Source organism: Sphingomonas sp. GW821-FHT09E03 (assembly GCF_059416225.1).
On the sequence record NZ_JBWKOS010000002.1, the window covers coordinates 305,992 to 325,287 of the forward strand.

The window sequence follows — 19,296 nt, forward strand, 5'->3', positions numbered from 1 at the left end:
GCAAGTTCCTTCAGAACCTGAAGTTGGATTCAAAGCCGACCATGGTGATGGTCTTCGCCGAACCGGTGTCGTGGATGAAAGCGCCAGGCGCAAACGCGGAAAAGGAAGTCGAGAGCTCGAGTTCGGCGGTGGCCTGCCACGCCAGCGTCGCCTCGGCTTCCTTGCCTATGAACCGTCTCGACGATCCTCCCGGCGCGCGTACGAGGTTGCCGGGAACATCGTAAACGCCGTCAGCACGGGAATATCGCCAGTACGCCATTGCTGCGAGGCTGGCAGAAATCTCGCTAGACAGCGTGATCGCAACTCTCGGGTTGGCGCTCACGATGTTGTAGGGACCGATGGGCGACAGTTCACCGAAATACTTGCCCTTGGGAAAAAGGGCATTGAAGGTGTTTAGTTGACCGTCCCCAGCACGCTTGTCGCCGCTGGCCACGTTGAACCGTAGCAATGCGTCGGGGTGGAGCGGGAGGTCAGGGAAGCGCTTGCCGCCTTCGGCGCCCACCGTCCATGCAACGATTCTGTTTCCTGCAAAGCGGCCGAACTGGGCGACGCCCTCTGCATTCCAGTGCCAGACCCCGGCAGTGCCATGGGTGCGTGCGCCGATGCTATGGCGTATCTCGCGACCGGTCACCGACCCGAAGCTGGCGTGGTCGTTACGGTAGCCGATATAGTAGAGATCGAGCCCGCGCAGGCTGGCATAGGCGCTCCAAAGACGCTTTGACGGCGAACTGCGGTCGTCGAGGATCTTCAGCCCCGGCACGACCGGCCTGACCGAGATCAGGCTGAGCGTTGCACCTCCCAGCGACAACAGACCGCGCACACCGTCAAACGCAAGCGGCACGTTGGGACCGTAGCGGGTGCCGATCAACCGCTCGGATCCGAGGGAGATCATCTGCCGGCCCACGCGCAGCGTTGCGCCTGTTCCATCCATGTCTCCGGTTTTCGCGTCGCCGAAGCGATAGTCGACGAAGCCCTGCAGGAGATCGACCCGCGTCTGATCGACCGGGCCTGCCGCAGGAGCGACCCCGATCGCATAGGCCAAGATCGGCTGCACGAACGCTCGGACGCGCCCGACGTGCAGATCCGCATGGGGTACGAGGCGCGCCCAGAGATAGCCGTCGTCGGCGACCGCACCGCTCTCCCATTGATTATGGCGATAGCTTTCATCGCGCAGCCGGATCTCGGTTCCCGTGGTGACGAACGCGTCGTCTCCCAGCGGGATGTATTTGAATGGCTCCGTCCAGTGGCCGGTACGGTCCGCCGGATCTGCGAAATTCGACCAATCCTCATCATAGCGCGTCAGCGTCAGGGTAGGCGGCTCCCACGCTTCAGTAGCCTGAGCCCACAGGCGAGTGGGCGCTGACATCAGGAGGATGCTGAGGAAGGTCGTTCGTCTACGCACGGGCCTGGCGGGCGGCATGCTCCGCCACGAGCGCTGCGAGGATGAACCCGCCGATAAGGCCCAGATGCTCGAAGAAGGCGTTGGTCGCCATAAAGCGGTCCTGACCCGATGGCATGATCCAGAAGGCATTCACCCGGATCGCGGCGAAGAAGGTGAACACGCCGAGCATGCCGGCACCCAACCAGATCATCCGGCCACTGAGGATCATCAGCGGCCCCGCGAGCTCGACGGTGATCACCACCGCCGCCCAGGCCGCTGGATGAGGCATGCCGAAGTGCGCCTGCTCAGCCACCGCGGCCGGCCAGTCGGCGAGTTTCACGAACGCCCCGACGAGATACGCCCCCACCATCGCCAGGCGAGCGACAAAGCTCGTCCAGCGCCAGTCGAGAATGGCATCGACGAAACGCGGATCCTTGGCGGCCATGTCGGTCAACGCGTCACCGGCGCGTGGATCTCGGCAATATAGCCACCGGGAAAGCGCACGATGGCGGACTCGCGATCGCGCTCGGCGTGCGGTTCGACCAGCGTCTCCACGCCTGCCGCGCGGCCCTTTGCCAGCGCATCCTTGAGGCTGGCGACCTCGTAGCCGGTCAGGTCGCGACCGTAGGGCCAGGGCAGCTGGTTGTCGGACACCATGACGGCGGTCTGGCCATAGCCTGACGATAGGCGAATCCGCCGATAGGTCTTCCCGGATTGCCCGATTTCGGCCCCGTCGGCAGCCTTGTCGTCGGATACGATCCGACCATGCGCAAAGCCGGTCCAGCTCTTGACGAAAGCGTCGGCTGCATCCGCTGTCAGGTAGACCCGGTTTTCAGGTACGGTCGCCAGCGCAGGGTAGTTAGGCTTGGCGGTGTGCCAGTAGATCTGCATGCTGACGCCGCCCGGCCACTGCACGACGGCGTCCCGGCCAATGGGATCGGGGAACGTGGTGATCAGCCGAATGGCGCCGTGCGTCACCGCGGACGCCACGGCTGCATCAATATCGGTGACGAGATACCCGTTGCGCTCGCCGCCGAACGGGAAGGGGATCGGGGTGGTGAAGCCGAAGACGGACACCGATCCGGCCTGCGTCAGCACCAGCTGCGAGAACGTCTTGCTCGTCGTCGGGGTGACCTGAAAGGCACCCTTCTTGGTACTGGTGCCGCCAAGGGTCGCCGTCAGACTGGCCACCAAGCGGTCGAAATCCTCGGGCGCGACGTAGACGTGGGTCGTATCATACTGCGGGCCGACCGAGTAATCGGACTCGGGTCCCGTGACTGCCGTCGCGGGCCCATGTCGAGCCGTCGCCGGCCCGGTGGCTGCCGCGCCCGCCAGGACGATGGCGGCGAGGATCGTGAAGCGATTCATCAACTGTCTCCGCGAGAGTAGGATCAGACCGCCCAGCAACCGCAGCCGAACGAGCCCCAGAAGCTTTGAGCGTCTGCTGCTGGCACCGCGCGCGCCAGTGCGGCGGCATGATCGTGGCCATGCACGGAACATGCGCTGGCGCAGCCGCAGGCGTTCGCCAGTTTGGCTGACGCTTCCGGGGTGCGGTGATAGCCGCCGAAGGTGGCGACCGGCGACCAGTCGGGCATCGGGCGGGGTAGCGCCGGCGACAGCGAGCCATAGTCCCCCTCGCCGAAAACCACCTTGCCGCCGAGGATCGTCAAAACGGAACGGAGATGCGGAATGTCGCTCTCAGGCACGGCGAAAAAGTCCGCCGACAATATCGCGAGATCGGCAAGCTGCCCTGCCTTGATCTGTCCCTTCTTGCCGACTTCGCTGGAGAACCAGGTGTTCTCGTGGGTCCACATTGCAAGCGCCTTCTCGCGGCTGACGCGGTTCGCGCCGGGGTAGAGGCCGAGCCCGCCGACGGTCTTTCCGGTAACGAGCCAATTGAGCGATACCCAGGGATTGTAGCTGGCCACCCGCGTCGCATCGGTGCCGGCGCCTACATGCAGGCCGGCGGCAAGCATTCTGGCGATCGGCGGGGTGCGCTCGGCCGCCTTCTCGCCATAGCGTTCGACGAAATACTCGCCTTGATAGGCCATGCGGTGCTGCACCGCGATGCCGCCGCCCAGCGCGGCGATGCGGTCGATGTTGCGGTCGCTAATCGTCTCCGCATGATCGAAGAACCAGTTGATCCCGTTGAAGGGAATGTCCTTGGCGACCTTCTCGTAGACGTCGAGCGCACGGCCGATCGTCTGGTCGTAGGTTGCATGCATGCGCCAGGGCCATTTGTGCTCTGCGAGCAGACGGATGACGGGCTCCAGATCGCCTTCCATGCTGGCCGGCATGTCCGGGCGCTCGACCCGGAAATCCTCGAAGTCCGCTGCCGAATAGACCAGCATCTCGCCGGCGCCGTTGTGGCGATAGGTGTCGTCGCCCTGCCCTGGCGTCACCTGGCTCACCCAGCCTTGGAAGTCGGCAAGCTCCTCCTTGGGCTTCTGCGTGAACAGGTTGTAGCTGATCCGCAGAGTCAGCTGACCATCGGCATGAAGCGTCTCGATAATGTCATAGTCGTCGGGGTAATTCTGAAAGCCGCCACCGGCGTCGATCACACCTGTCACACCGAGCGAGTTCATCTCGCGCATGAAGTGGCGGGTCGAGTTGAGCTGGTATTCCGCCGGCAGCGTCGGCCCCTTGGCGAGCGTCGCATAGAGGATGGTCGCGTTCGGTTGCGCCAGCAGCAGCCCTGTCGGATTGCCGGCCGCATCGCGGACGATCTCGCCACCGGGCGGGTTCGGCGTATCCTTGGTGTAGCCGACCACACGCAGCGCCGCGGCATTGAGCAGGGCTCGATCGTAGAGATGGAGGATGAAGACGGGCGTGTCCGGGGCGGCCGCGTTCAGTTCAGCGATCGTGGGCAAACGCTTTTCGACAAACTGATGTTCGGTGAAGCCGCCGACCACTCGCACCCACTGCGGTGCGGGCGTCTTGTCCACCTGGCGCTTCAGCATCGACATCGCGTCGGCGAGGCTCGGCACCCCGTCCCAGCGCAACTCCATGTTGTAGTTCAGCCCACCACGGATGATGTGCATGTGGCTGTCGATCAGCCCCGGGATGATCCGGCGGCCCCTGGCGTCTATCACCTCCGCCTGGGATGCAGCCGCGCGGACGTCCTGCTCGCTGCCGACGGCGAGAAACTTTCCATCCCGGATCGCGACCGCCTCGGCTGTCGGATTCTCGCGGTCGAGGGTTGTCACCTTCGCATTGACGAGGATGAGGTCGGTCATAGGTGTTTTCCTTGTGGCGGCGAACAGCGGGCCAGCGAAGGCGGACGCCGCGGCCGACGCCGCGACGCCGGTCAGGGCCGCCCGCCGGGCCGGCGTCATGCTGCGTTCGTGCGGGATGCAGTGGCCGACGTATCGCCGGGTAAGCGGCCGAGGATCGGCTCGGCGCAGGTCGTGCGCACGGCGGCTGTGGCCGACTGCCCGCCGCCGATGCGCCTCGCGATCGGCACCAATTGCTCGCCGATCAGGATGCCGAACAGGCCAACCAGCGCGATCACCGGCGGTGCCGGTGATTTCACGCCAAGGAGGCTGTAGACGATGCCGACGATCAGGCCGGCGCCCAACGAAAGAACATAGGGCTTCATCATGAGCTTCCCGATGTGATCGCGGCTTAGGCGCGCACGAAGGCGAGCAGGTCGGGATTGATGACGTCTGCGTTGACGCCGAGCATGCCGTGGCTGAACCCCTCATAGATCTTGAGGGTGGGCTTCTGCAGCAGCTTGGCTTGCTTCAACGCCGCGTTGTTGTACGGAACGACCTGGTCGTCGTCCCCCTGCATCACGAGCGTCGGCACGGTGATCGCCTTCAGATCGTCGGTTTGGTCGGTTTCGGAAAAGGCCTTGATGCCGTCATAGTGCGCCTGGGCGCTGCCCATCATGCCCTGACGCCAGAAGTTGTCGATCAGCCCTTGGCTGACCTTCGCGCCGGGGCGATTGAAGCCATAGAACGGGCCGGACGGGAAGTCGCGGAACAGCTGCGCCCGATTGCCCGCAACGCCGGCACGAATGCCATCGAGCACCTCGATAGGCACGCCATCGGGGTTGCCGGCGTTGCGGATCATGTACGGCGGCACGGAACTCACCAGCACGACCTTGGCGACGCGCCCTTGAGGCTGACCGTATTTTGCCACGTAGCGGGCCACTTCGCCCCCGCCGGTCGAGTGTCCGACATGGACGGCGTTTTTGAGGTCGAGGTGCTCGGCCACGGCCGAGGCATCGGACGCATAATGGTCCATGTCATGACCCGTGCTGACCTGCGCCGAGCGACCATGACCGCGCCGGTCATGCGCTACGACCCGATAACCGTTGTGGAGGAAGAACAGCATCTGGCCATCCCAATCGTCCGATGACAATGGCCAGCCATGGTGAAACACGATGGGCTGCGCATCCTTGGGACCCCAGTCCTTGAAGAAGATGTCGGTGCCATCCTTGGTCGTTACGAATCCGCTGCTCATGTTTTCTGCTCCGTTCGATCGGTTGGGGTTGGATTGGGCAAGGGCAACGGCCGGCAGCAACGTCATCGTGGCCGCACCAAGCGATGCGACGACGACTGCCCGGCGTGAGATTTCGGTGGTCAGGTCTGACATGGCGCTGCCGTCCTCTTGCTGCGACTGACAGGATCAGGCGTGGCCGCCTTCGGATGCGCCGAACATGGACTTGGCGTAATTGATACCCAGGCCGTAGGCACCGCCCCACTTCTTCGCGATTCCCGTGGTCGAGTCATAGGTTTCGGTTCGGGCCCAGTCGCGCTGCAGCTCGAGCAGATACTGAAGGGCGGTCATCGGCTTGGCGCCGAGCTGGATCATCCGCTGCACTGCGCGCTCGTGCGCTTCGGTCGAGATGTCGCCGCACGTATCGGCGATGAAGTAGCAGTCGAAGCCCTGGTCGATCGCCGAAGCAACCGGCCCGACGATGCATACGCCGGTCCACAGTCCGGCAAACACGATCCGCTCCTTGCCGATGCGGTTGACCTCTTCGATCACCGCGACGTCCTCCCAGGTGTTCATGGACGTGCGGTCGAGCATCGGCTGGTGCTCGAAAGCCTCGACGATCTCATCGAACATCGGGCCCGAGAAGCTCGTCTCGGCCACGGTGGTGAGGATGGTCGGAACGTTGAAGGATTTCGCCGCGCGGCTGATCAGCGCCGCATTGTTGCGCAGCAGTTCGGCCGAGATCGACTTGGTCGCAAAAGCCATCTGCGACTGGAAGTCGATCAGGATGAGCGTGTGATCGGTGGGCGACAGCAGCGATGTGCCGGCCGTCGCGGTTGCGGTGATGGTCATGTTGGTCTCCCGATGAAATCCGTCGCCAGGCTGCTCAGGCTCGCGGCTGTGCCGATCGGACCGAACACGCTGACTTGGCGTGGGATGTTGCTACGATGCTCGGCCGCGGCGATCTTGGACGAACCTGACGCAACCGGTACGTTGCTGCGCAATAGATCGCCGCCGGAATTGCGGAACGGCATGTCTGCGATCGATGGGTCGTTCAGCTGAACCCGGCGGCGACCATGTCGCGCGTGTCGGCGCGTCGCTTGGCGTCGGCCACGTTCCGTCACGCCGGTGTGGGTAGCGAGTTAGAGCGAGAGCATCGCCAAGGCGTCGATCTGGCGCGGACTGAAACCGTGTTTGACAAGCGCTGCAGCCAGTTCCGGCGACGGCTCGCGCTGGCGGTTGGCGTGGCACACGAACTCACTGACGGCCAACAAGCGCGGATCGGTCAGCGCCTCGCTCCGGCGTCTGGCAAACAACGCCGCCGCCAGCTTCTCGATCAGGCCCATCGCCTGACGAGTGGATGCCGTGCAGCCGCACCTGCTGGCGTCCTCGAGGGCGGCGGCGACGACCGACCACTCGCGGTCGCTGAGTTGCGGAGGGGTAGTGGCGTCGAGCATATGAGACAGCTCCTGCAGAACAATGTGAGATAGGCTTCAAGCTACGACGTCCGCTGACCCGGTTCGCTGGCGGGCCCGGCGCGATCTCGATGGCCGCCGCGCTGACCGCGGGATCGGCGGCGATCAGTCGCAAAGGTCCAAGTCGCGACCAGGCCATGCAAGACTCTCATCCTCCGGCGAGCGACAAGGCAGCGGCAGGAGGCCGAACCGATGTACTGCGATCCCCAGGATGAAGCCGAGCATCTCGATGACCTTATCGACGAGGCCGAGGAAGAGAGCTTTCCGGCGAGTGATCCCCGGCGGCACCCCATTTCGACTGACATCGAGTGCCGCCAGGCGCACGGTTCGCCAGTCGCAGACCTTGGTGGCTGACGCGGCCCGCGGCCATGTCCGCCACGTTCGTGTCATGCAGCACGCTGGTGGCGACGGCGCCACGCCAGCGGCGTGTCGCCGACGAGACGACGGAACAAGCGAGTGAGATGAGCTTGATCGGTCAATCCGCAGGCATAGGCGATGTGACTGAGGGTGTCGGTCGTCTCGAGCATCAGCGCCTGCGCACGCCTGATGCGCTGACGAACAAGAAACGCGTGTGGTGTCTCGCCAACCGAGCCCTTGAACGCCCGGCAGAAATGCCCGGGGCTGAGCTTGGCTACCCCGGCTAGCGTCTCCACCAGGATGGTGCTGTCCAGCCGCTCCTCGACGTAGCGCTGGACGCGCGCGAGCTGCCATGGCGTCAACCCGCCCTTGGGCAGGCGTTCCGCCGCATCGGTTGGAAGCGCCGGCAGGACGGCAGGCGCTGACGCGGCTGGCGTGCCCAGTAGCGTGACGATCCGGTCGAGATAGGCGCGCGCCAGTCGGGGATCACGATCAAGAGATCGCTGCGCGCCCGCGACCAGTTCGGCCAGCAGGGGCGGGGCAGGATTAGGATCAGCGAGGAGGTTCTGATGCAGCATGATCGGCTTCCTGTTCGTAAAACGGCTGCCGATGTGTGCAGGATGCTGGAAGGCTGCGGTACCGAACGAGCGGTCAAGTCACGTATGCGTAGGGCGCGGCGACCGCATACGAAGGCATAGCTTGCATGATCAGAGTTCGATGATCCCGCGCCGCGCGGCAATCGTCACCGCATGGGTGCGATCGGCGGCAGAAAGCTTGGAGAAGATGGCCTTCATATGGCCTTTTACCGTCTCCTCAGACAGCCCGAGGTGCCGGCCGATCTCCCGGTTCGATTTGCCGACCGCGGCCAAGGACAAGGTGGCGATCTCACGCTCCGTCAGTGCATCCTCAATGGCGTGGATGGCGATGGTGGAGGCCACGGTTGCATCGATGTGCTTGCCGCCGGCGAAGACCGAGCGGATCGTTGCGAGGAGCTCTTGGCGCAGGCTGCTCTTGAGAAGATAGCCTGACGCACCGGCTCGCAGTGCGCGCAGTGCTTGCGCGTCACCAAAGTAGGTCGTGAACACGACGATGCGGGCGCCCGGCCACTCCGCGCGGATCGCTGTGATTGCTGCCACGCCGCCCATCCCAGGCATCTGCAGGTCCATCAGAACCACGTCGGGGCCATGCTCGCGGTAGGCCGCGACAGCTTCTTCGCCCGTGGTGGCTTCCGCGACGACGGTCAGCCCCGGCCAGCCACCCAGCATCGCGCGCAATCCATCGCGCAGCGCAGGATGATCATCGACAATCAGAATTCTGATGAGGGGAACGTCGACCATGGTTGTCTTCATGCGTCGCTAATTTCGTCAAACGCTAGATGGAAAGCGCTGGCCAGCGACACAAATCCATCGATGCCGGAACAGAAGGACCAGCCTCTGAGCAGCTTTGGTGCCTCCTCCGTCAGCCCTTGTCTCAGGCCCAGCATCAATGCCCGGGGCGTGCCGACGAGGTTCGCGGCGTGGAGGCCGCTATCGAGCAGGCTGGGAGCGAACGCCACCGTTGAGACCTCGCGACGCGCCGCCTCCTTGACGACTAGGCGGACTGCACCGGTCATCACGGACGGCTGCCATGTATCGGGATCGCCGAGTCCGACGATCAGCACGGTGTCTGCCTTGATAGGGGGGCGAGGCATGGCAAGCGCGATCGTTTCGCCGATCCTGCCGCTGAAGATACCGTCAGCCCTCAGCCTCATCAGAGCTCCGGACAATGCCTCATCCAACTCGTGCAGACCGCCCACAGGAAGAGCTCGGGCTGCCTCGTGGGTGAACATGCCCGCGACGGCTAGCTCTACTGGCGCTTCTACTGCACCGGCCCGGATGACGTCGATCACCACATCCTGCCAGGTGCCAATCGCTTGCCGTTGAACGCCACCAACTGCCTGCTGCATCAATCCTCCCGAGCGTAACGCGTTGTGAACCGCTGCCGCCGGCGGCCCTGTCAGGCTTTTCCCACATGGTCGTGGACGGAACCGACAAGTCTTGGACGATCCGTAGCGAGTCCTCGAGGCGAGCTTGCGCGCCGCTGTTGATGATCAACGCACAGCGCGGAACGCGCGCGTCCTGAACAAGAAGCAGGACCGGTTGCGCTGTAGGTGCCTCAGAAGCTGTTGACGCCTTACCCGAGCTTGGAAGGGGCGAGGTAATGTGGATGCGACACCACGCGACTGGTGGAGACGTGACCAGGTGACGGGAGGGGACATCGCGTGAAGGCATTCTTCCTACCGGCGCTGTTGCTGCTCGCCATGCTTCTTATCTGGCTCGCGGCCAGGTCCCGCGGGCCGCGATCACGCCTTGTGGGTCAGGTCGTCGGCCTCTGTTTGCTGAGCCTGCCGCTCGCCGCCGCGGGCGTGTCGCCACTGATGACGGGCGGCGACGTACCGATGGGCCCTGACGGGCATTGGTTGCGGACGGCAGCCCTGCTTTGGTGGCTGTTCGCCGCCCGGCTGGCCGCCACCGTCGTGCGGCGGATCCTGGAGCGTGACACCCTATCCAGGGAGGCGCGTATCACCGGGGATCTGGTGTCCGGCGTGATCTACCTGGCAACATTCCTCGTGGTCCTGAGCTTTGTCCTGCTGCTGCCGGTGGGTGGGCTGGTGGCCACCTCGGGAGTCGTGGCGGTGGTGATTGGCCTCGCGCTCCAGAATACGCTGTCCGATGTCTTTTCGGGGATTGCGGTCGGCATCGAACGTCCGTTCGGCGCTGGAGATCGGATCACGCTTGCTGATGGCATCGAGGGCGTGGTGATCGAGATCAACTGGCGCTCGGTGCGGGTGCAGACCGATGGCGAGGATGTGGCAATCATCCCGAACAGCGTCATCGCCAAGGCGCAGATCCTCAACCGCAGTGTGCCCGGTCGGCGGCGGTCGGCCAAGGTGATGGTGACATGCCCTGCGCCGCTGCAATCCGAGGCCGTGCTGGAATTGCTGAGGCGGGCCGCGATGCTGTGCCCGGGCATTGTTGAGGAGCCTTTGCCTCTGATCAGCATGGTCAGGCTTGGCGCCCTCACCTCGACGTTCGCGATCGACTTTTTCGTGGCGGACTCGCTGGCGGTGGCGCGTGCCCGCACCGACCTGCTGATGCACGCTCAGCGGCAGCTTCGCTACGCGTCGCTGTCCGGCATGCTGAGGACGGGGGAAGCGGCGCGTACCGGCCGTGGTGCGGTGATCGCGGAGATGGCTTTGTTTGCTCGGCTGTCACCCGAGCAACAGGCGCAGCTGGCCGCGCGGCTGGACTGTCGCCGCCTTCGTGCCGATGATCTGCTGTTTGAACAAGGAGGGGTGGCGGACCACCTCATCATCATCGGGTCGGGCGTGGTGGAGGTCACAGATACGTCCGCGGATCTACCATCGCGGGTCCTGCGTCGAGCCGGCCCGGGCGAGGTGATCGGCGACATCGGGCTGCTCGCGGGATCGACTCGACCCTATACCGCACGAGCCGTGACGCCCCTGATCGTTTACCTGCTCGCCCGCGAACACCTGCTCGACGCGATACATGATGATGAGGATCTTGGTATTGCCCTCGAAACCTCGGTGTCGGATCACGTTGCCCTGCTGGACGCGAGACGGTCGGAGGCAGCGGCGGCTGACGAACACCTGCCCAGCTTTCTCGAGCTGCTGCGACGCCGCTTCGGGCCGGCGGTTCATCCGCCGTCGTCGGACAACGCAGTCGCTTGATAGCGGCTCGCCGGCAGCGTGGCCCACCGGCGTGCGCCCGATGCGCAGGAGGGAACCGGAGCTGCATCAGATCCGCGTTCCGTCCTTGGCAGTGCGACAGGGCATCGGTAGACACCATTTGGATGGTCCGGTTGTGAGCGACCGGCCCGTCCAGCTAAGATCGCCGAGGGCGCGAGGCTTGTATCGTCCGTTCCCGATTAGCCGTTTCGAATTCAGAAGATTGAGGGTGCGACCGTGTCCGATCAGACTGCCCTGATCCTTGTGATGGATGACGATCCACTCGTTCGAACCTCGCTGGACAGCCTGTTGCGTTCGGTGGGTCTGAAAACAGAACTATTCTCCAGCGCCCGTGAAGCGTTCGCCAGCGGCTCACTGGCGAATGCCGCATGCGTCATCTCCGATATCCGAATGCCCGAGATCGGCGGCTTCGAGTTCCAGGCTGCAATGGCGGCGCGTTCGCTCGAGGTGCCGATCATCTTCATGACGGGTCATGGCGATATTCCGATGGGCGTCCGTGCGATGAAGGCCGGGGCGGTCGACTTCCTGCCCAAGCCGTTTCGTGATCAGGACATGCTGGACGCGGTAAACGTCGCGCTGGAGCGCTGGAGGTCGATGCGTGCCAAGGGTAACGGCGTAGCCGCCGCCCGCGAGCGCTACGAACTGCTGACGCCGCGTGAACGCGAGGTGATGGCCGGCGTCGTTCGGGGGCTGCTCAACAAGCAGGTGGCCGGCGAGCTCGGCATCGCGGAGATCACGGTCAAGCTTCATCGATCCAGTCTGATGAAGAAGATGGGTGTTCGGCGACTGCCCGAACTCGTTAGACTGGCGGACACGCTGGCGATCATGCCTGCCGCCCCCCCCAACTAGCGTATAGTCGCGCTGGGCTGCCCCGGCGGCTATTGACCTCTCGGATGGAGCCCAAAGTCATAGCCGTCGTCGATGACGAGGAATCGGTGCGCTCCGCTACGTCGAGCCTGCTGCGTTCGATAGGGTATAGCTGCACCAGCTTTTCCAGCGCCGTGGCGCTCGTCGATCATGGGTTCGGCGGCGTGGACTGCATCTGCAGCGATATCCAGATGCCGGACATGTCCGGCCTGCAACTGGCTGCTGTTCTTGCCTCGGCGTCCGGATCACCCCCTCTCGTGCTCATGACCGCCTATGCCGACGAATATGTGGCAACGACCGCTCAGGAACTCGGCGTGACCGCTCTGCTGGAAAAGCCCTTGCGTGCCGACCTGCTGGTTGACGCGATCGAGGCGGCACTCGCCAGCCGGACGTGACCGCCGGCCTGCGCCCGGATCTCCGTTGTGCGCACGATCGGGGGCAGGGTGATCTTTACCGCTGCTCCGCCGTCAGGCGCGTGTTCGAGCGTGATCGTGCCGTCGTGCCGGTCCATGATGGTGCGGCAAATCGATAGGCCTAGGCCCATCCCATCGGCTTTCGTCGTGTAGAAGTTTTGGAACGCATTGGCGCGGTCGATGTCATTCCAGCCGTGTCCGTGATCGATGACCCACAAGGCGACTTCATCGTCGCACTGCGTGACTATCAAGTCGACCAGGCGACGCTCGGGGGCAGTCTCGCTCATGGCCTGGAGGCCGTTTGTCACGAGGTTGACGAGCACCTGCTTGAGCAGGATCCGATCTCCCGACACCCAAACCGCCGACGGCGGAAGGCTGACCCGGATACGGGCGTCATAGGCTGCTGCGTCTCGCTCCAGCACCGCGGCGGTGTCGCTGAGCAGTGCACCAAGATCCACGGCAAGCCTTTCGGTCGACGTGCTGCCGATGAGGCTCCTCACCCGACGCATCACCTCTCGGGCATAATCGACCGCCTTGCCGAGCCCTTCCAGCGCGTCCTTCGCCTCGCCGATGTCCGGTGCCGGCCGCGACAGCCACCGAATTGCCGCGTCCGAATAGCTTTGGATCGCCGAGAGCGGCTGGTTGATCTCATGCGCCAGTGCGGCTGACATCGCCCCCATGGCGCTGGTCCGCTGAGCGCTGGTAAGTTCGTCGCGCGTGCGGGCAATCTGGGCTTCCAGACGCTTGCGCCGGGTGACATCCAGAATGCTGCCGGGAACGCGGCTCAGGTCTGCGTCCAGCCCGAGGCTGAACGTGACAAGGATCTCGATCCTCCCGCCATCTTGGGGCGTGACATGCGTTTCTGTCTGGAAGAGCTGGCGGCGCTCGTCGATCGCGATGATGCAATCCGCGAAGCTCGCCTCTGTTTCGGGGAGAAAGCCGCTCAGATGCGAGAAGAACGCGTCTTTCGAGGGCACCCCCATCATCTCCAGAGCCGTCGCATTGACGTCAGTGATGCGCACCATCCGCCGAGCTTCGATCACAAATTCGGGGTGACTGGCGACGAACGTCCTGAGGTCCGTCACGCCCTCCTCACGGAGCTTGGCGATCGCCGACGCCACCGGGGTGAAGTCATGCTCCCAGATTGCGATTGCCAGGGTATCGAATACTTGGCGATAGCGGTGTTCGCCATTGGCGATCAGCCTGTCTGCAGCCTGCGCGCGAAACAGCCGCATGGTGGTCATGATGATCAGGACGAGGGCGATAACGGCATTGATGCCTGCCGCAGGCCCAGCACCTTGCGTGGTGTAGATGAAGTAGCCGGCAATCGTCAGGGCTACACAGATCGATGCCCAACGTAGCATCGTGCGGCGTGGCACGACATGCCCGCCGCCGATCGCGACGAGCAGAACGAGCGCATAGAGACAGGCGACGGCGAGGTCGGCGTGAGCAAATGAATCCAGGCAGAAGATGGCCGCTGCCATGGCGGCGCCGACGCCATGACGCAGGTTCTGCCTTGCTGCCGACGTCGAACCCGTCCGATCATGCGAGCCCGCCACCAGGGAGGCGCGATCGCTGTTCGGATCGGGGTGTGCGGCCATGCCAGCAGGGATAATCGTTCACCGGTCCGGGAGTTAGCCCCGAAAGGGTCTGTGTTGATGCCCGGATTGGGTCCTTCGCCGTACAGCCCTGCACCATGTTCACCTGCTACGGGGCGGCGCATGCTGACCGCTCCAGTACGACCTGCCTGCCTGGCGCCTACCCCGATTTTCTCAGGCAGAGGAATCGGCACCGCAAACCCGTTTAGCGTCATCGACACGAAGCAATAGTGGCCGACGGGATAGGTGGATTCTTCCAGCCCTGCCTGGCCGAAACGGGCAAGTGCGGCATCGCAGAGGATATCCGGCGGGGGGGGCGCCGTGCAGCAGCGCCTTGGCCAGGTCATGGCCTCAGTCACCATCCATCAAATGGCTCCGCGTGTAGCTGGCGGTCGTGATCGCTCGTAAGCGGAGTGCCGTCGGGCGGCGACCGGCGTCCCGAAAGGCTACAGGTGGGAAAGTGGCACGATCACGCGAAACCTTGCTCCTTGGTTGGGGGCGGACACGACCTCCAGAGCATGTCCAAGGGTGCGCGCCGACTGCTCGACAAGCCAGAGGCCAAGGCCGAGCCCGCCGGAGCCGGAGCTTTCCTGCACGAAGGGGCGAAACATGCGCTCGCGCAGGGACGCGTCGAAGCCAGGCCCGTTGTCCATGACGTCGATCGCCAACTGGTCACCCGTCCTTCTGCATCCTACGACGATGGCGCCGGCCGGGACGTGCTTGATGGCATTGCCAATCAGGTTGGTCAGGATCGTGAACAGCATCGCGCGATCACTGTGGATCAAGCCCGAGTGGCGGACGATGCGCAGGGTAAGCCCCTTCGCCATGGCGGCAGCCGCCCAAGCCGCCTCCAACTCATCAAACATCGCTGCGAGCGTGAAGTCGGTCTTGCGGACGAGCTGCACGTCCTGCGCCGCCAGCGCGAGGCGCGTAAGACCGCTGGCCAGTCGCGCAGCTTCACCGCGTGCCGCCGCAAGCCAGAAGATGTCGGTTTCCGATTGGCAGTAAGGGCTCAGCCGTTCGATCACGCTCGAAATCGTCTGGAGAGGCTGCTTGAGATCGTGGCCCGCGGCTGTCATTTCGATGGTGCGGCGCTTCAGCGTCGCCTCCAGGCACGCGATCCGACGTTCGGGGATGACGCGCGCCTCGTTTCCGCAGGGCGGAGGCGACAGCGTCGGGCCGGAAGCAACGGAATAAGTGTTGGAAGATTGCTGCATGGCCGACCTCATCAGTTCGGAGGCCAATCTCACCCAAAACCGGCCGGGCGGCTACCGAACGGCGGGTCAGCCGCTTCAACCGATGGCAGTAGCGGCACCATACGAAGGTATGTCCGCTGTCCTGCTCAGGCCTCCGCCAAAAGGCTGAAGCGGAAGATCGAGCCGCGAGGTCCCTTGGATAGGTGATCAAGCGTGCCGTGATGGGCCTCTATGATCGCTCTGCAGATCCGCAGCCCAAGACCCAGGCCGTTCTGCTTTGTGGTGAAGAACCCGTCGAACAGCCGTTCGCGATCAGCCTCTGGGATGCCTGGCCCACTGTCCTCCACGTCCACGACGAGATGGGTTCCCTCGGGCCGGACGCGTATCTTGAGGGCACGGCTCCAGCACTGCGCATCGGCCATCGCTTGAGCGGCATTGATCACAAGGTTCACCAGGACCTGCCTGATCTGGACAGGGTCGACATGGACTGACGGCAGATCGTCGGGCAGGTCCAGCTTGAGCGTCGTCTGTCGCGTGGCGAGTTCCTGGCGAACGAACGCGACCGTCTCTAAGATCAGCGCGCGCAACTGCGTACTTTGCCGCAAAGGGGCGCGGCTCGACGACATCGCATGAAGCCGAGCGACCGTGTCGTTAGCCTGACGTGCTCCATCGGCAATGGTGGCAAGGCACAGGCCAACCTGTTCGAGCTCAGGCTCGGGGCGCCGCAACCACCGGATCGCTGCCTCGGATGAGGTGACGATGGCCGCGAGCGGCTGCCGAACCTCATGGGCGACCGTCGCCGTCATCACGCCAAGTGTCGACAGACGATCGGCATGGGCCATCTGAGTCTGCGCCCGCCTGAGCGCCTCCAGGGCTTTTACCTGTGGGCCTATGTTCGTAAGCCCGATCTCCACGACGCCGGACGCGGCGTCGGGATTGCGCCAACTGGTGCAGATGACGTGCAGCTCCGCTCCCATGATGTCGCGCAACAATAGTTCGGCGCGAGCATGGGTCCGCTCGCCGGCTTCCTCTCCCAGTGCCGTCGCGAGGATGTCGGCGGCCGCGAACGGCCAGATCGCGGCGACGCAGAGGGGGAGATCGTTCTCACCCACGCTCAGCAAATCGGCTGCCCGCGCGTTGGCCCATGTGAGCCTTACCGCGCCAAGCATCTTGCGCAGGAGTTCCGAGCGCCTTGCCGGGGAAAGCCCCGTCGCCGAAAGCGCGCGCAGCTGAGGCTCGGCGTCGGTGGCGTCGAGGCGCGCGAGCGCCAGTTCCATCGCCTCGAGCGTCCTCAGCGAAGACCGATGATCGACGTCCGGCATGATCAAGCGGTGATGAATTCCAGAAGATCTCGGTTCAGCCGATCCTTGTGCGTGAAAAGGACACCGTGCGGCGCGCCCTCGTAGATCCGCAACGTCGCGTCGGGAAACAATTCCGCGGCCTGACGCGCGGTCGCGGTGAAGGGGACGAAGGCGTCGTTTTCGCCATGAATGACGAGGACGGGCACGTCGAAGCCGGCGATGTCGTCTCGATAATCCGTCGTCGCGCAGGCGGTCACCGCGTCGTGCGCCGCCTTGAGCGAGCCCTGCAGCGCCATGTGATGCACGTGCGCCAAGCTTCCCTCGGAGACCTCCGCATCGTCGCGATCAGTCCCGAAGAAGAGACGCGCGAAGCTGCGCATGAATTCCGATCGATCTTCCAGCAGGCCGCTGCGTACACCGTCGAACACGCCTTGCGGCACGCCGTAAGGATAGTCCTCGCTTTGGCCAAGCTTGGGGGTCGTTGATCCGATCAAGACGACCCGCGAGACGCGCCCCGACCCGTGCCGGCCGACGTAGCGCGTGACCTCGCCACCGCCCATCGCGTACCCGACCAACGTCGCGTCCCGAAGATCCAGGTGATTGATCAGCTCCGCCAGGTCATCGGAGAAGCTGTCGTGATCGTACCCGTCCCACGGCTGATCGGATCTTCCGAACCCACGGCGATCATGCGCGATCACCCGATGACCATGAGAGGCCAGAAACATCATCTGGTTCTCCCACATGTCCGAGTTGAGCGGCCAGCCATGTGCGAACACCACCGGCGGTCCGCTGCCCCAGTCCTTGTAGTATAAGCGCGTGCCATCCCGAACCGTGAACACAGGCATACGCATCTCCCCGCCTCAACCCGCTTTTTACCTACCATCCCCCCGCGGGTGAGGCTCGCCCCCAATGGGGTGTTTGCGGCAACCCTAACAGGTAAGCGGATCGATGATCATGGTCTCTCCGCATGGGCGATCGATGGCGAAACCGGCAGGGTGTTTGCCCCGGATGATCGTCCGGTCCCGGGGAAGTAGACCGACGTCGATGACCGTCGACGGTGGGGCATGTCTCTTGTGCGATGCAAGCGAACCCTTCCGCCGGCCCTGCGCGGCCAGCGGGTTATCTTCACCAGGCGCAGATCGTCGCACCATCACCGCCGGATCGCTTGCGATAAAGAAGGCGCTCAGGGTTTGACGAACCGATAGGCGAACCGATCAGTATGGCCCTTGATCGACGGGTCGAACACCTTAACCGCATGCGGATCATCGGTGTTCGCCAGCACGTCGCATTGCGCGTCCAGCACGAAGCCGGCCGCTTCCACCTCCGCGCGCGCGAACGCCGGGTCGATCCGGTGCAGCGCCTGGGTGTCGGTCGTGCCCGAACCGGCAGTTGCCGCGTGATCGATGATGACGTAGCGCCCGCCTGGTTTCAGCCGCTCGAAGACGACGCAATTGAAGGCATCCGCCGTCGCGCCCTTGGCCTGGATGAGCTTGGTGTGAAGATCGTGATAGAACAGGTGAATCCACACGACGTCGGCAGGCTGGGTGACCTCCGGCATGGCCACGAGGTCCGCCGACACGCAATCGACATTGTCGCGGCCAGGTTCCCGTGCGAGCGCGCGCACGACGTCGACCGCATCGTCCTTGATCGCCATGATCTCGGCCGGCACGAAACTGAAGACTTGTCCCGCCGGTCCTACCCGTTCGGAGAACAGGCGAGTCCAGTCTCCCTCACCCGGCCAGATGTCGATGACGGTGGCATCTGATTCGACTTGGGCAAAACGGATCAAGTCGGCGGTTGTAGCGTCGTCGTACATCGAGACCTCCGTTGCGACAGGCATGCGCGCGGGCATGGCGAGGCGATCGCTCAAAAATGTCCGATCAGTCAAAGGTGATCAAGTCCTTGAAGATCAACTGGCCCCAGTCATTCCCCCGCGCCTGGACCAGCAACCCGCCTTCGCCGAGCTTGCCGAGCATGACGGCGGCAAAACCGAGCTGCTCGGCAAGGGCGCCGATCTGGGTTGCCGCCACGGCATCGTCGCTCGCCAGAAACACGACCCTTCTGCCACCGTGCACGGCGGGATCCTGTCCAAGCACCCCGGCACCCAGATGGTTGAAGCCCTTGACCAGCCGGCCGCCGGCAAAGGCTCGCGCGACGACCTCGGCGGATGACAGATCGCCGAGCTGCTCGATCGGCACGCCATAGGCGTTGGTCACATCGACGATCGTCTTGCCCCGCCAATCGGGCTGCGCCTGCGCGACATCCGCATGCGCCTCGAACCGGACAGCGAGGAACAGGACATCCGCCTCGACCGCCTTCGCCAGCGTGGTGGCGGTAATTTCGGGGCCGATCGCCGCGGCGTCGGCGGCGAAGCTCTCCGGGTCACGCGTGGTGGCGACCGATACGGCGATGCCGTTGCGGGCGAACGCCTTGGCCAGCGCCTGGCCGATCTTGCCGAAGCCGATGATGGCATAGGTCATAGAAATATCCTGTGATGTGCGGTGGTGACGCGAGTGC

At 64.2% G+C, this 19,296-nt stretch carries 22 protein-coding genes; 4 read left to right on the plus strand and 18 right to left on the minus strand.

The window, feature by feature from the left end:
* Positions 1–10: 10 nt before the first annotated feature.
* From AC07M8_RS05725 to AC07M8_RS05765, 9 genes are all read right to left on the minus strand, one after another.
* Positions 11–1,366: an alginate export family protein gene (locus tag AC07M8_RS05725; protein ID WP_495173415.1), complete on the minus strand. Its 1,356-nt coding sequence runs from the start codon at positions 1,364–1,366 to the stop codon at positions 11–13.
* Between the two features lie 28 nt (positions 1,367–1,394).
* Entirely contained in the window at positions 1,395–1,826 is a 432-nt protein-coding gene (locus tag AC07M8_RS05730) for a DoxX family protein (protein WP_495173416.1), read from the minus strand.
* Between the two features lie 5 nt (positions 1,827–1,831).
* Entirely contained in the window at positions 1,832–2,749 is a 918-nt protein-coding gene (locus AC07M8_RS05735) for a glyoxalase (RefSeq protein ID WP_495173417.1), read from the minus strand.
* Positions 2,750–2,772: 23 nt separating this feature from the next.
* Positions 2,773–4,617, minus strand: coding sequence for an amidohydrolase (locus AC07M8_RS05740; protein ID WP_495173418.1), 1,845 nt, complete (start codon positions 4,615–4,617; stop codon positions 2,773–2,775).
* A gap of 95 nt (positions 4,618–4,712) precedes the next feature.
* Positions 4,713–4,979: a XapX domain-containing protein gene (locus AC07M8_RS05745; RefSeq protein ID WP_495173775.1), complete on the minus strand. Its 267-nt coding sequence runs from the start codon at positions 4,977–4,979 to the stop codon at positions 4,713–4,715.
* A gap of 26 nt (positions 4,980–5,005) precedes the next feature.
* Complete coding sequence (locus tag AC07M8_RS05750; RefSeq protein WP_495173776.1) at positions 5,006–5,848, minus strand: alpha/beta fold hydrolase; 843 nt, start codon at positions 5,846–5,848, stop codon at positions 5,006–5,008.
* Positions 5,849–6,013: 165 nt separating this feature from the next.
* Positions 6,014–6,676 (minus strand): hydrolase, encoded by a 663-nt coding sequence (locus AC07M8_RS05755; RefSeq protein ID WP_495173419.1) that lies wholly within the window; start codon positions 6,674–6,676, stop codon positions 6,014–6,016.
* Entirely contained in the window at positions 6,673–6,858 is a 186-nt protein-coding gene (locus tag AC07M8_RS05760; RefSeq protein WP_495173420.1) for a hypothetical protein, read from the minus strand. Before AC07M8_RS05760 ends, AC07M8_RS05755 begins: the two co-directional genes overlap by 4 nt.
* A gap of 108 nt (positions 6,859–6,966) precedes the next feature.
* Positions 6,967–7,281, minus strand: a complete 315-nt coding sequence (locus tag AC07M8_RS05765; RefSeq protein WP_495173421.1) for a hypothetical protein — start codon at positions 7,279–7,281, stop codon at positions 6,967–6,969.
* A 210-nt stretch (positions 7,282–7,491) separates the two neighbouring features.
* On the opposite strand from AC07M8_RS05765, the gene AC07M8_RS05770 reads away from it, so the two are divergent.
* Positions 7,492–7,653, plus strand: coding sequence for a hypothetical protein (locus AC07M8_RS05770; RefSeq protein ID WP_495173422.1), 162 nt, complete (start codon positions 7,492–7,494; stop codon positions 7,651–7,653).
* Positions 7,654–7,685: 32 nt separating this feature from the next.
* On the opposite strand, the gene AC07M8_RS05775 is transcribed toward AC07M8_RS05770, so the two are convergent.
* The 3 genes from AC07M8_RS05775 to AC07M8_RS05785 form a co-directional block, all read right to left on the minus strand.
* Positions 7,686–8,234, minus strand: a complete 549-nt coding sequence (locus tag AC07M8_RS05775) for a helix-turn-helix domain-containing protein (protein WP_495173423.1) — start codon at positions 8,232–8,234, stop codon at positions 7,686–7,688.
* A gap of 129 nt (positions 8,235–8,363) precedes the next feature.
* Positions 8,364–9,005 (minus strand): response regulator, encoded by a 642-nt coding sequence (locus AC07M8_RS05780; protein WP_495173424.1) that lies wholly within the window; start codon positions 9,003–9,005, stop codon positions 8,364–8,366.
* The gene (locus tag AC07M8_RS05785) at positions 9,002–9,601 is read right to left on the minus strand and encodes a M17 family peptidase N-terminal domain-containing protein (RefSeq protein ID WP_495173425.1); all 600 of its coding nucleotides are present in this window, start codon (positions 9,599–9,601) and stop codon (positions 9,002–9,004) included. Before AC07M8_RS05785 ends, AC07M8_RS05780 begins: the two co-directional genes overlap by 4 nt.
* A gap of 315 nt (positions 9,602–9,916) precedes the next feature.
* Between AC07M8_RS05785 and AC07M8_RS05790 the strand changes: the two genes are divergently transcribed.
* The 3 genes from AC07M8_RS05790 (at position 9,917) to AC07M8_RS05800 (ending at position 12,666) form a co-directional block, all read left to right on the plus strand.
* Positions 9,917–11,386, plus strand: a complete 1,470-nt coding sequence (locus tag AC07M8_RS05790) for a cyclic nucleotide-binding domain-containing protein (protein WP_495173426.1) — start codon at positions 9,917–9,919, stop codon at positions 11,384–11,386.
* A gap of 234 nt (positions 11,387–11,620) precedes the next feature.
* Complete coding sequence (locus tag AC07M8_RS05795) at positions 11,621–12,253, plus strand: response regulator transcription factor (RefSeq protein WP_495173427.1); 633 nt, start codon at positions 11,621–11,623, stop codon at positions 12,251–12,253.
* Between the two features lie 44 nt (positions 12,254–12,297).
* A complete protein-coding gene (locus tag AC07M8_RS05800; RefSeq protein ID WP_495173428.1) occupies positions 12,298–12,666 on the plus strand; it encodes a response regulator transcription factor in 369 nt (122 codons plus the stop codon).
* Here the strand turns inward: AC07M8_RS05800 and AC07M8_RS05805 are convergent.
* The 6 genes from AC07M8_RS05805 to AC07M8_RS05830 all read right to left on the minus strand — a co-directional run bounded on the left by AC07M8_RS05805 (position 12,573) and on the right by AC07M8_RS05830 (position 19,259).
* On the minus strand, positions 12,573–14,285 hold the full coding sequence (locus AC07M8_RS05805) for a sensor histidine kinase (protein ID WP_495173429.1): 1,713 nt from the start codon (positions 14,283–14,285) through the stop codon (positions 12,573–12,575). The genes AC07M8_RS05800 and AC07M8_RS05805 overlap by 94 nt on opposite strands.
* 443 nt (positions 14,286–14,728) lie before the next feature.
* Complete coding sequence (locus AC07M8_RS05810; RefSeq protein WP_495173430.1) at positions 14,729–15,499, minus strand: sensor histidine kinase; 771 nt, start codon at positions 15,497–15,499, stop codon at positions 14,729–14,731.
* 125 nt (positions 15,500–15,624) lie between these two features.
* The gene (locus AC07M8_RS05815) at positions 15,625–16,800 is read right to left on the minus strand and encodes a sensor histidine kinase (RefSeq protein WP_495173431.1); all 1,176 of its coding nucleotides are present in this window, start codon (positions 16,798–16,800) and stop codon (positions 15,625–15,627) included.
* A gap of 2 nt (positions 16,801–16,802) precedes the next feature.
* A complete protein-coding gene (locus AC07M8_RS05820; RefSeq protein WP_495173432.1) occupies positions 16,803–17,630 on the minus strand; it encodes an alpha/beta fold hydrolase in 828 nt (275 codons plus the stop codon).
* A gap of 332 nt (positions 17,631–17,962) precedes the next feature.
* Positions 17,963–18,595 carry a class I SAM-dependent methyltransferase gene (locus tag AC07M8_RS05825; protein WP_495173433.1) on the minus strand — a complete coding sequence of 211 codons (633 nt, stop codon included), beginning with the start codon at positions 18,593–18,595 and terminating at the stop codon, positions 17,963–17,965.
* Positions 18,596–18,659: 64 nt separating this feature from the next.
* Positions 18,660–19,259 (minus strand): NADPH-dependent F420 reductase, encoded by a 600-nt coding sequence (locus AC07M8_RS05830; protein ID WP_495173434.1) that lies wholly within the window; start codon positions 19,257–19,259, stop codon positions 18,660–18,662.
* Positions 19,260–19,296: the final 37 nt, after the last annotated feature.

What these genes read in the sequence shown, in the direction of transcription:
- AC07M8_RS05725 (WP_495173415.1), bottom strand. Translation starts at nt 1,366, where the DNA reads ATGTCAGCGCCCACTCGCCTGTGGGCTCAGGCTACTGAAGCGTGGGAG.
- AC07M8_RS05730 (WP_495173416.1), bottom strand. Translation starts at nt 1,826, where the DNA reads ATGGCCGCCAAGGATCCGCGTTTCGTCGATGCCATTCTCGACTGGCGC.
- AC07M8_RS05735 (WP_495173417.1), bottom strand. Translation starts at nt 2,749, where the DNA reads ATGAATCGCTTCACGATCCTCGCCGCCATCGTCCTGGCGGGCGCGGCA.
- AC07M8_RS05740 (WP_495173418.1), bottom strand. Translation starts at nt 4,617, where the DNA reads ATGACCGACCTCATCCTCGTCAATGCGAAGGTGACAACCCTCGACCGC.
- AC07M8_RS05745 (WP_495173775.1), bottom strand. Translation starts at nt 4,979, where the DNA reads ATGAAGCCCTATGTTCTTTCGTTGGGCGCCGGCCTGATCGTCGGCATC.
- AC07M8_RS05750 (WP_495173776.1), bottom strand. Translation starts at nt 5,848, where the DNA reads ATGAGCAGCGGATTCGTAACGACCAAGGATGGCACCGACATCTTCTTC.
- AC07M8_RS05755 (WP_495173419.1), bottom strand. Translation starts at nt 6,676, where the DNA reads ATGACCATCACCGCAACCGCGACGGCCGGCACATCGCTGCTGTCGCCC.
- AC07M8_RS05760 (WP_495173420.1), bottom strand. Translation starts at nt 6,858, where the DNA reads ATGCCGTTCCGCAATTCCGGCGGCGATCTATTGCGCAGCAACGTACCG.
- AC07M8_RS05765 (WP_495173421.1), bottom strand. Translation starts at nt 7,281, where the DNA reads ATGCTCGACGCCACTACCCCTCCGCAACTCAGCGACCGCGAGTGGTCG.
- AC07M8_RS05770 (WP_495173422.1), top strand. Translation starts at nt 7,492, where the DNA reads ATGTACTGCGATCCCCAGGATGAAGCCGAGCATCTCGATGACCTTATC.
- AC07M8_RS05775 (WP_495173423.1), bottom strand. Translation starts at nt 8,234, where the DNA reads ATGCTGCATCAGAACCTCCTCGCTGATCCTAATCCTGCCCCGCCCCTG.
- AC07M8_RS05780 (WP_495173424.1), bottom strand. Translation starts at nt 9,005, where the DNA reads ATGAAGACAACCATGGTCGACGTTCCCCTCATCAGAATTCTGATTGTC.
- AC07M8_RS05785 (WP_495173425.1), bottom strand. Translation starts at nt 9,601, where the DNA reads ATGCAGCAGGCAGTTGGTGGCGTTCAACGGCAAGCGATTGGCACCTGG.
- AC07M8_RS05800 (WP_495173428.1), top strand. Translation starts at nt 12,298, where the DNA reads ATGGAGCCCAAAGTCATAGCCGTCGTCGATGACGAGGAATCGGTGCGC.
- AC07M8_RS05805 (WP_495173429.1), bottom strand. Translation starts at nt 14,285, where the DNA reads ATGGCCGCACACCCCGATCCGAACAGCGATCGCGCCTCCCTGGTGGCG.
- AC07M8_RS05810 (WP_495173430.1), bottom strand. Translation starts at nt 15,499, where the DNA reads ATGCAGCAATCTTCCAACACTTATTCCGTTGCTTCCGGCCCGACGCTG.
- AC07M8_RS05815 (WP_495173431.1), bottom strand. Translation starts at nt 16,800, where the DNA reads ATGCCGGACGTCGATCATCGGTCTTCGCTGAGGACGCTCGAGGCGATG.
- AC07M8_RS05820 (WP_495173432.1), bottom strand. Translation starts at nt 17,630, where the DNA reads ATGCGTATGCCTGTGTTCACGGTTCGGGATGGCACGCGCTTATACTAC.
- AC07M8_RS05825 (WP_495173433.1), bottom strand. Translation starts at nt 18,595, where the DNA reads ATGTACGACGACGCTACAACCGCCGACTTGATCCGTTTTGCCCAAGTC.
- AC07M8_RS05830 (WP_495173434.1), bottom strand. Translation starts at nt 19,259, where the DNA reads ATGACCTATGCCATCATCGGCTTCGGCAAGATCGGCCAGGCGCTGGCC.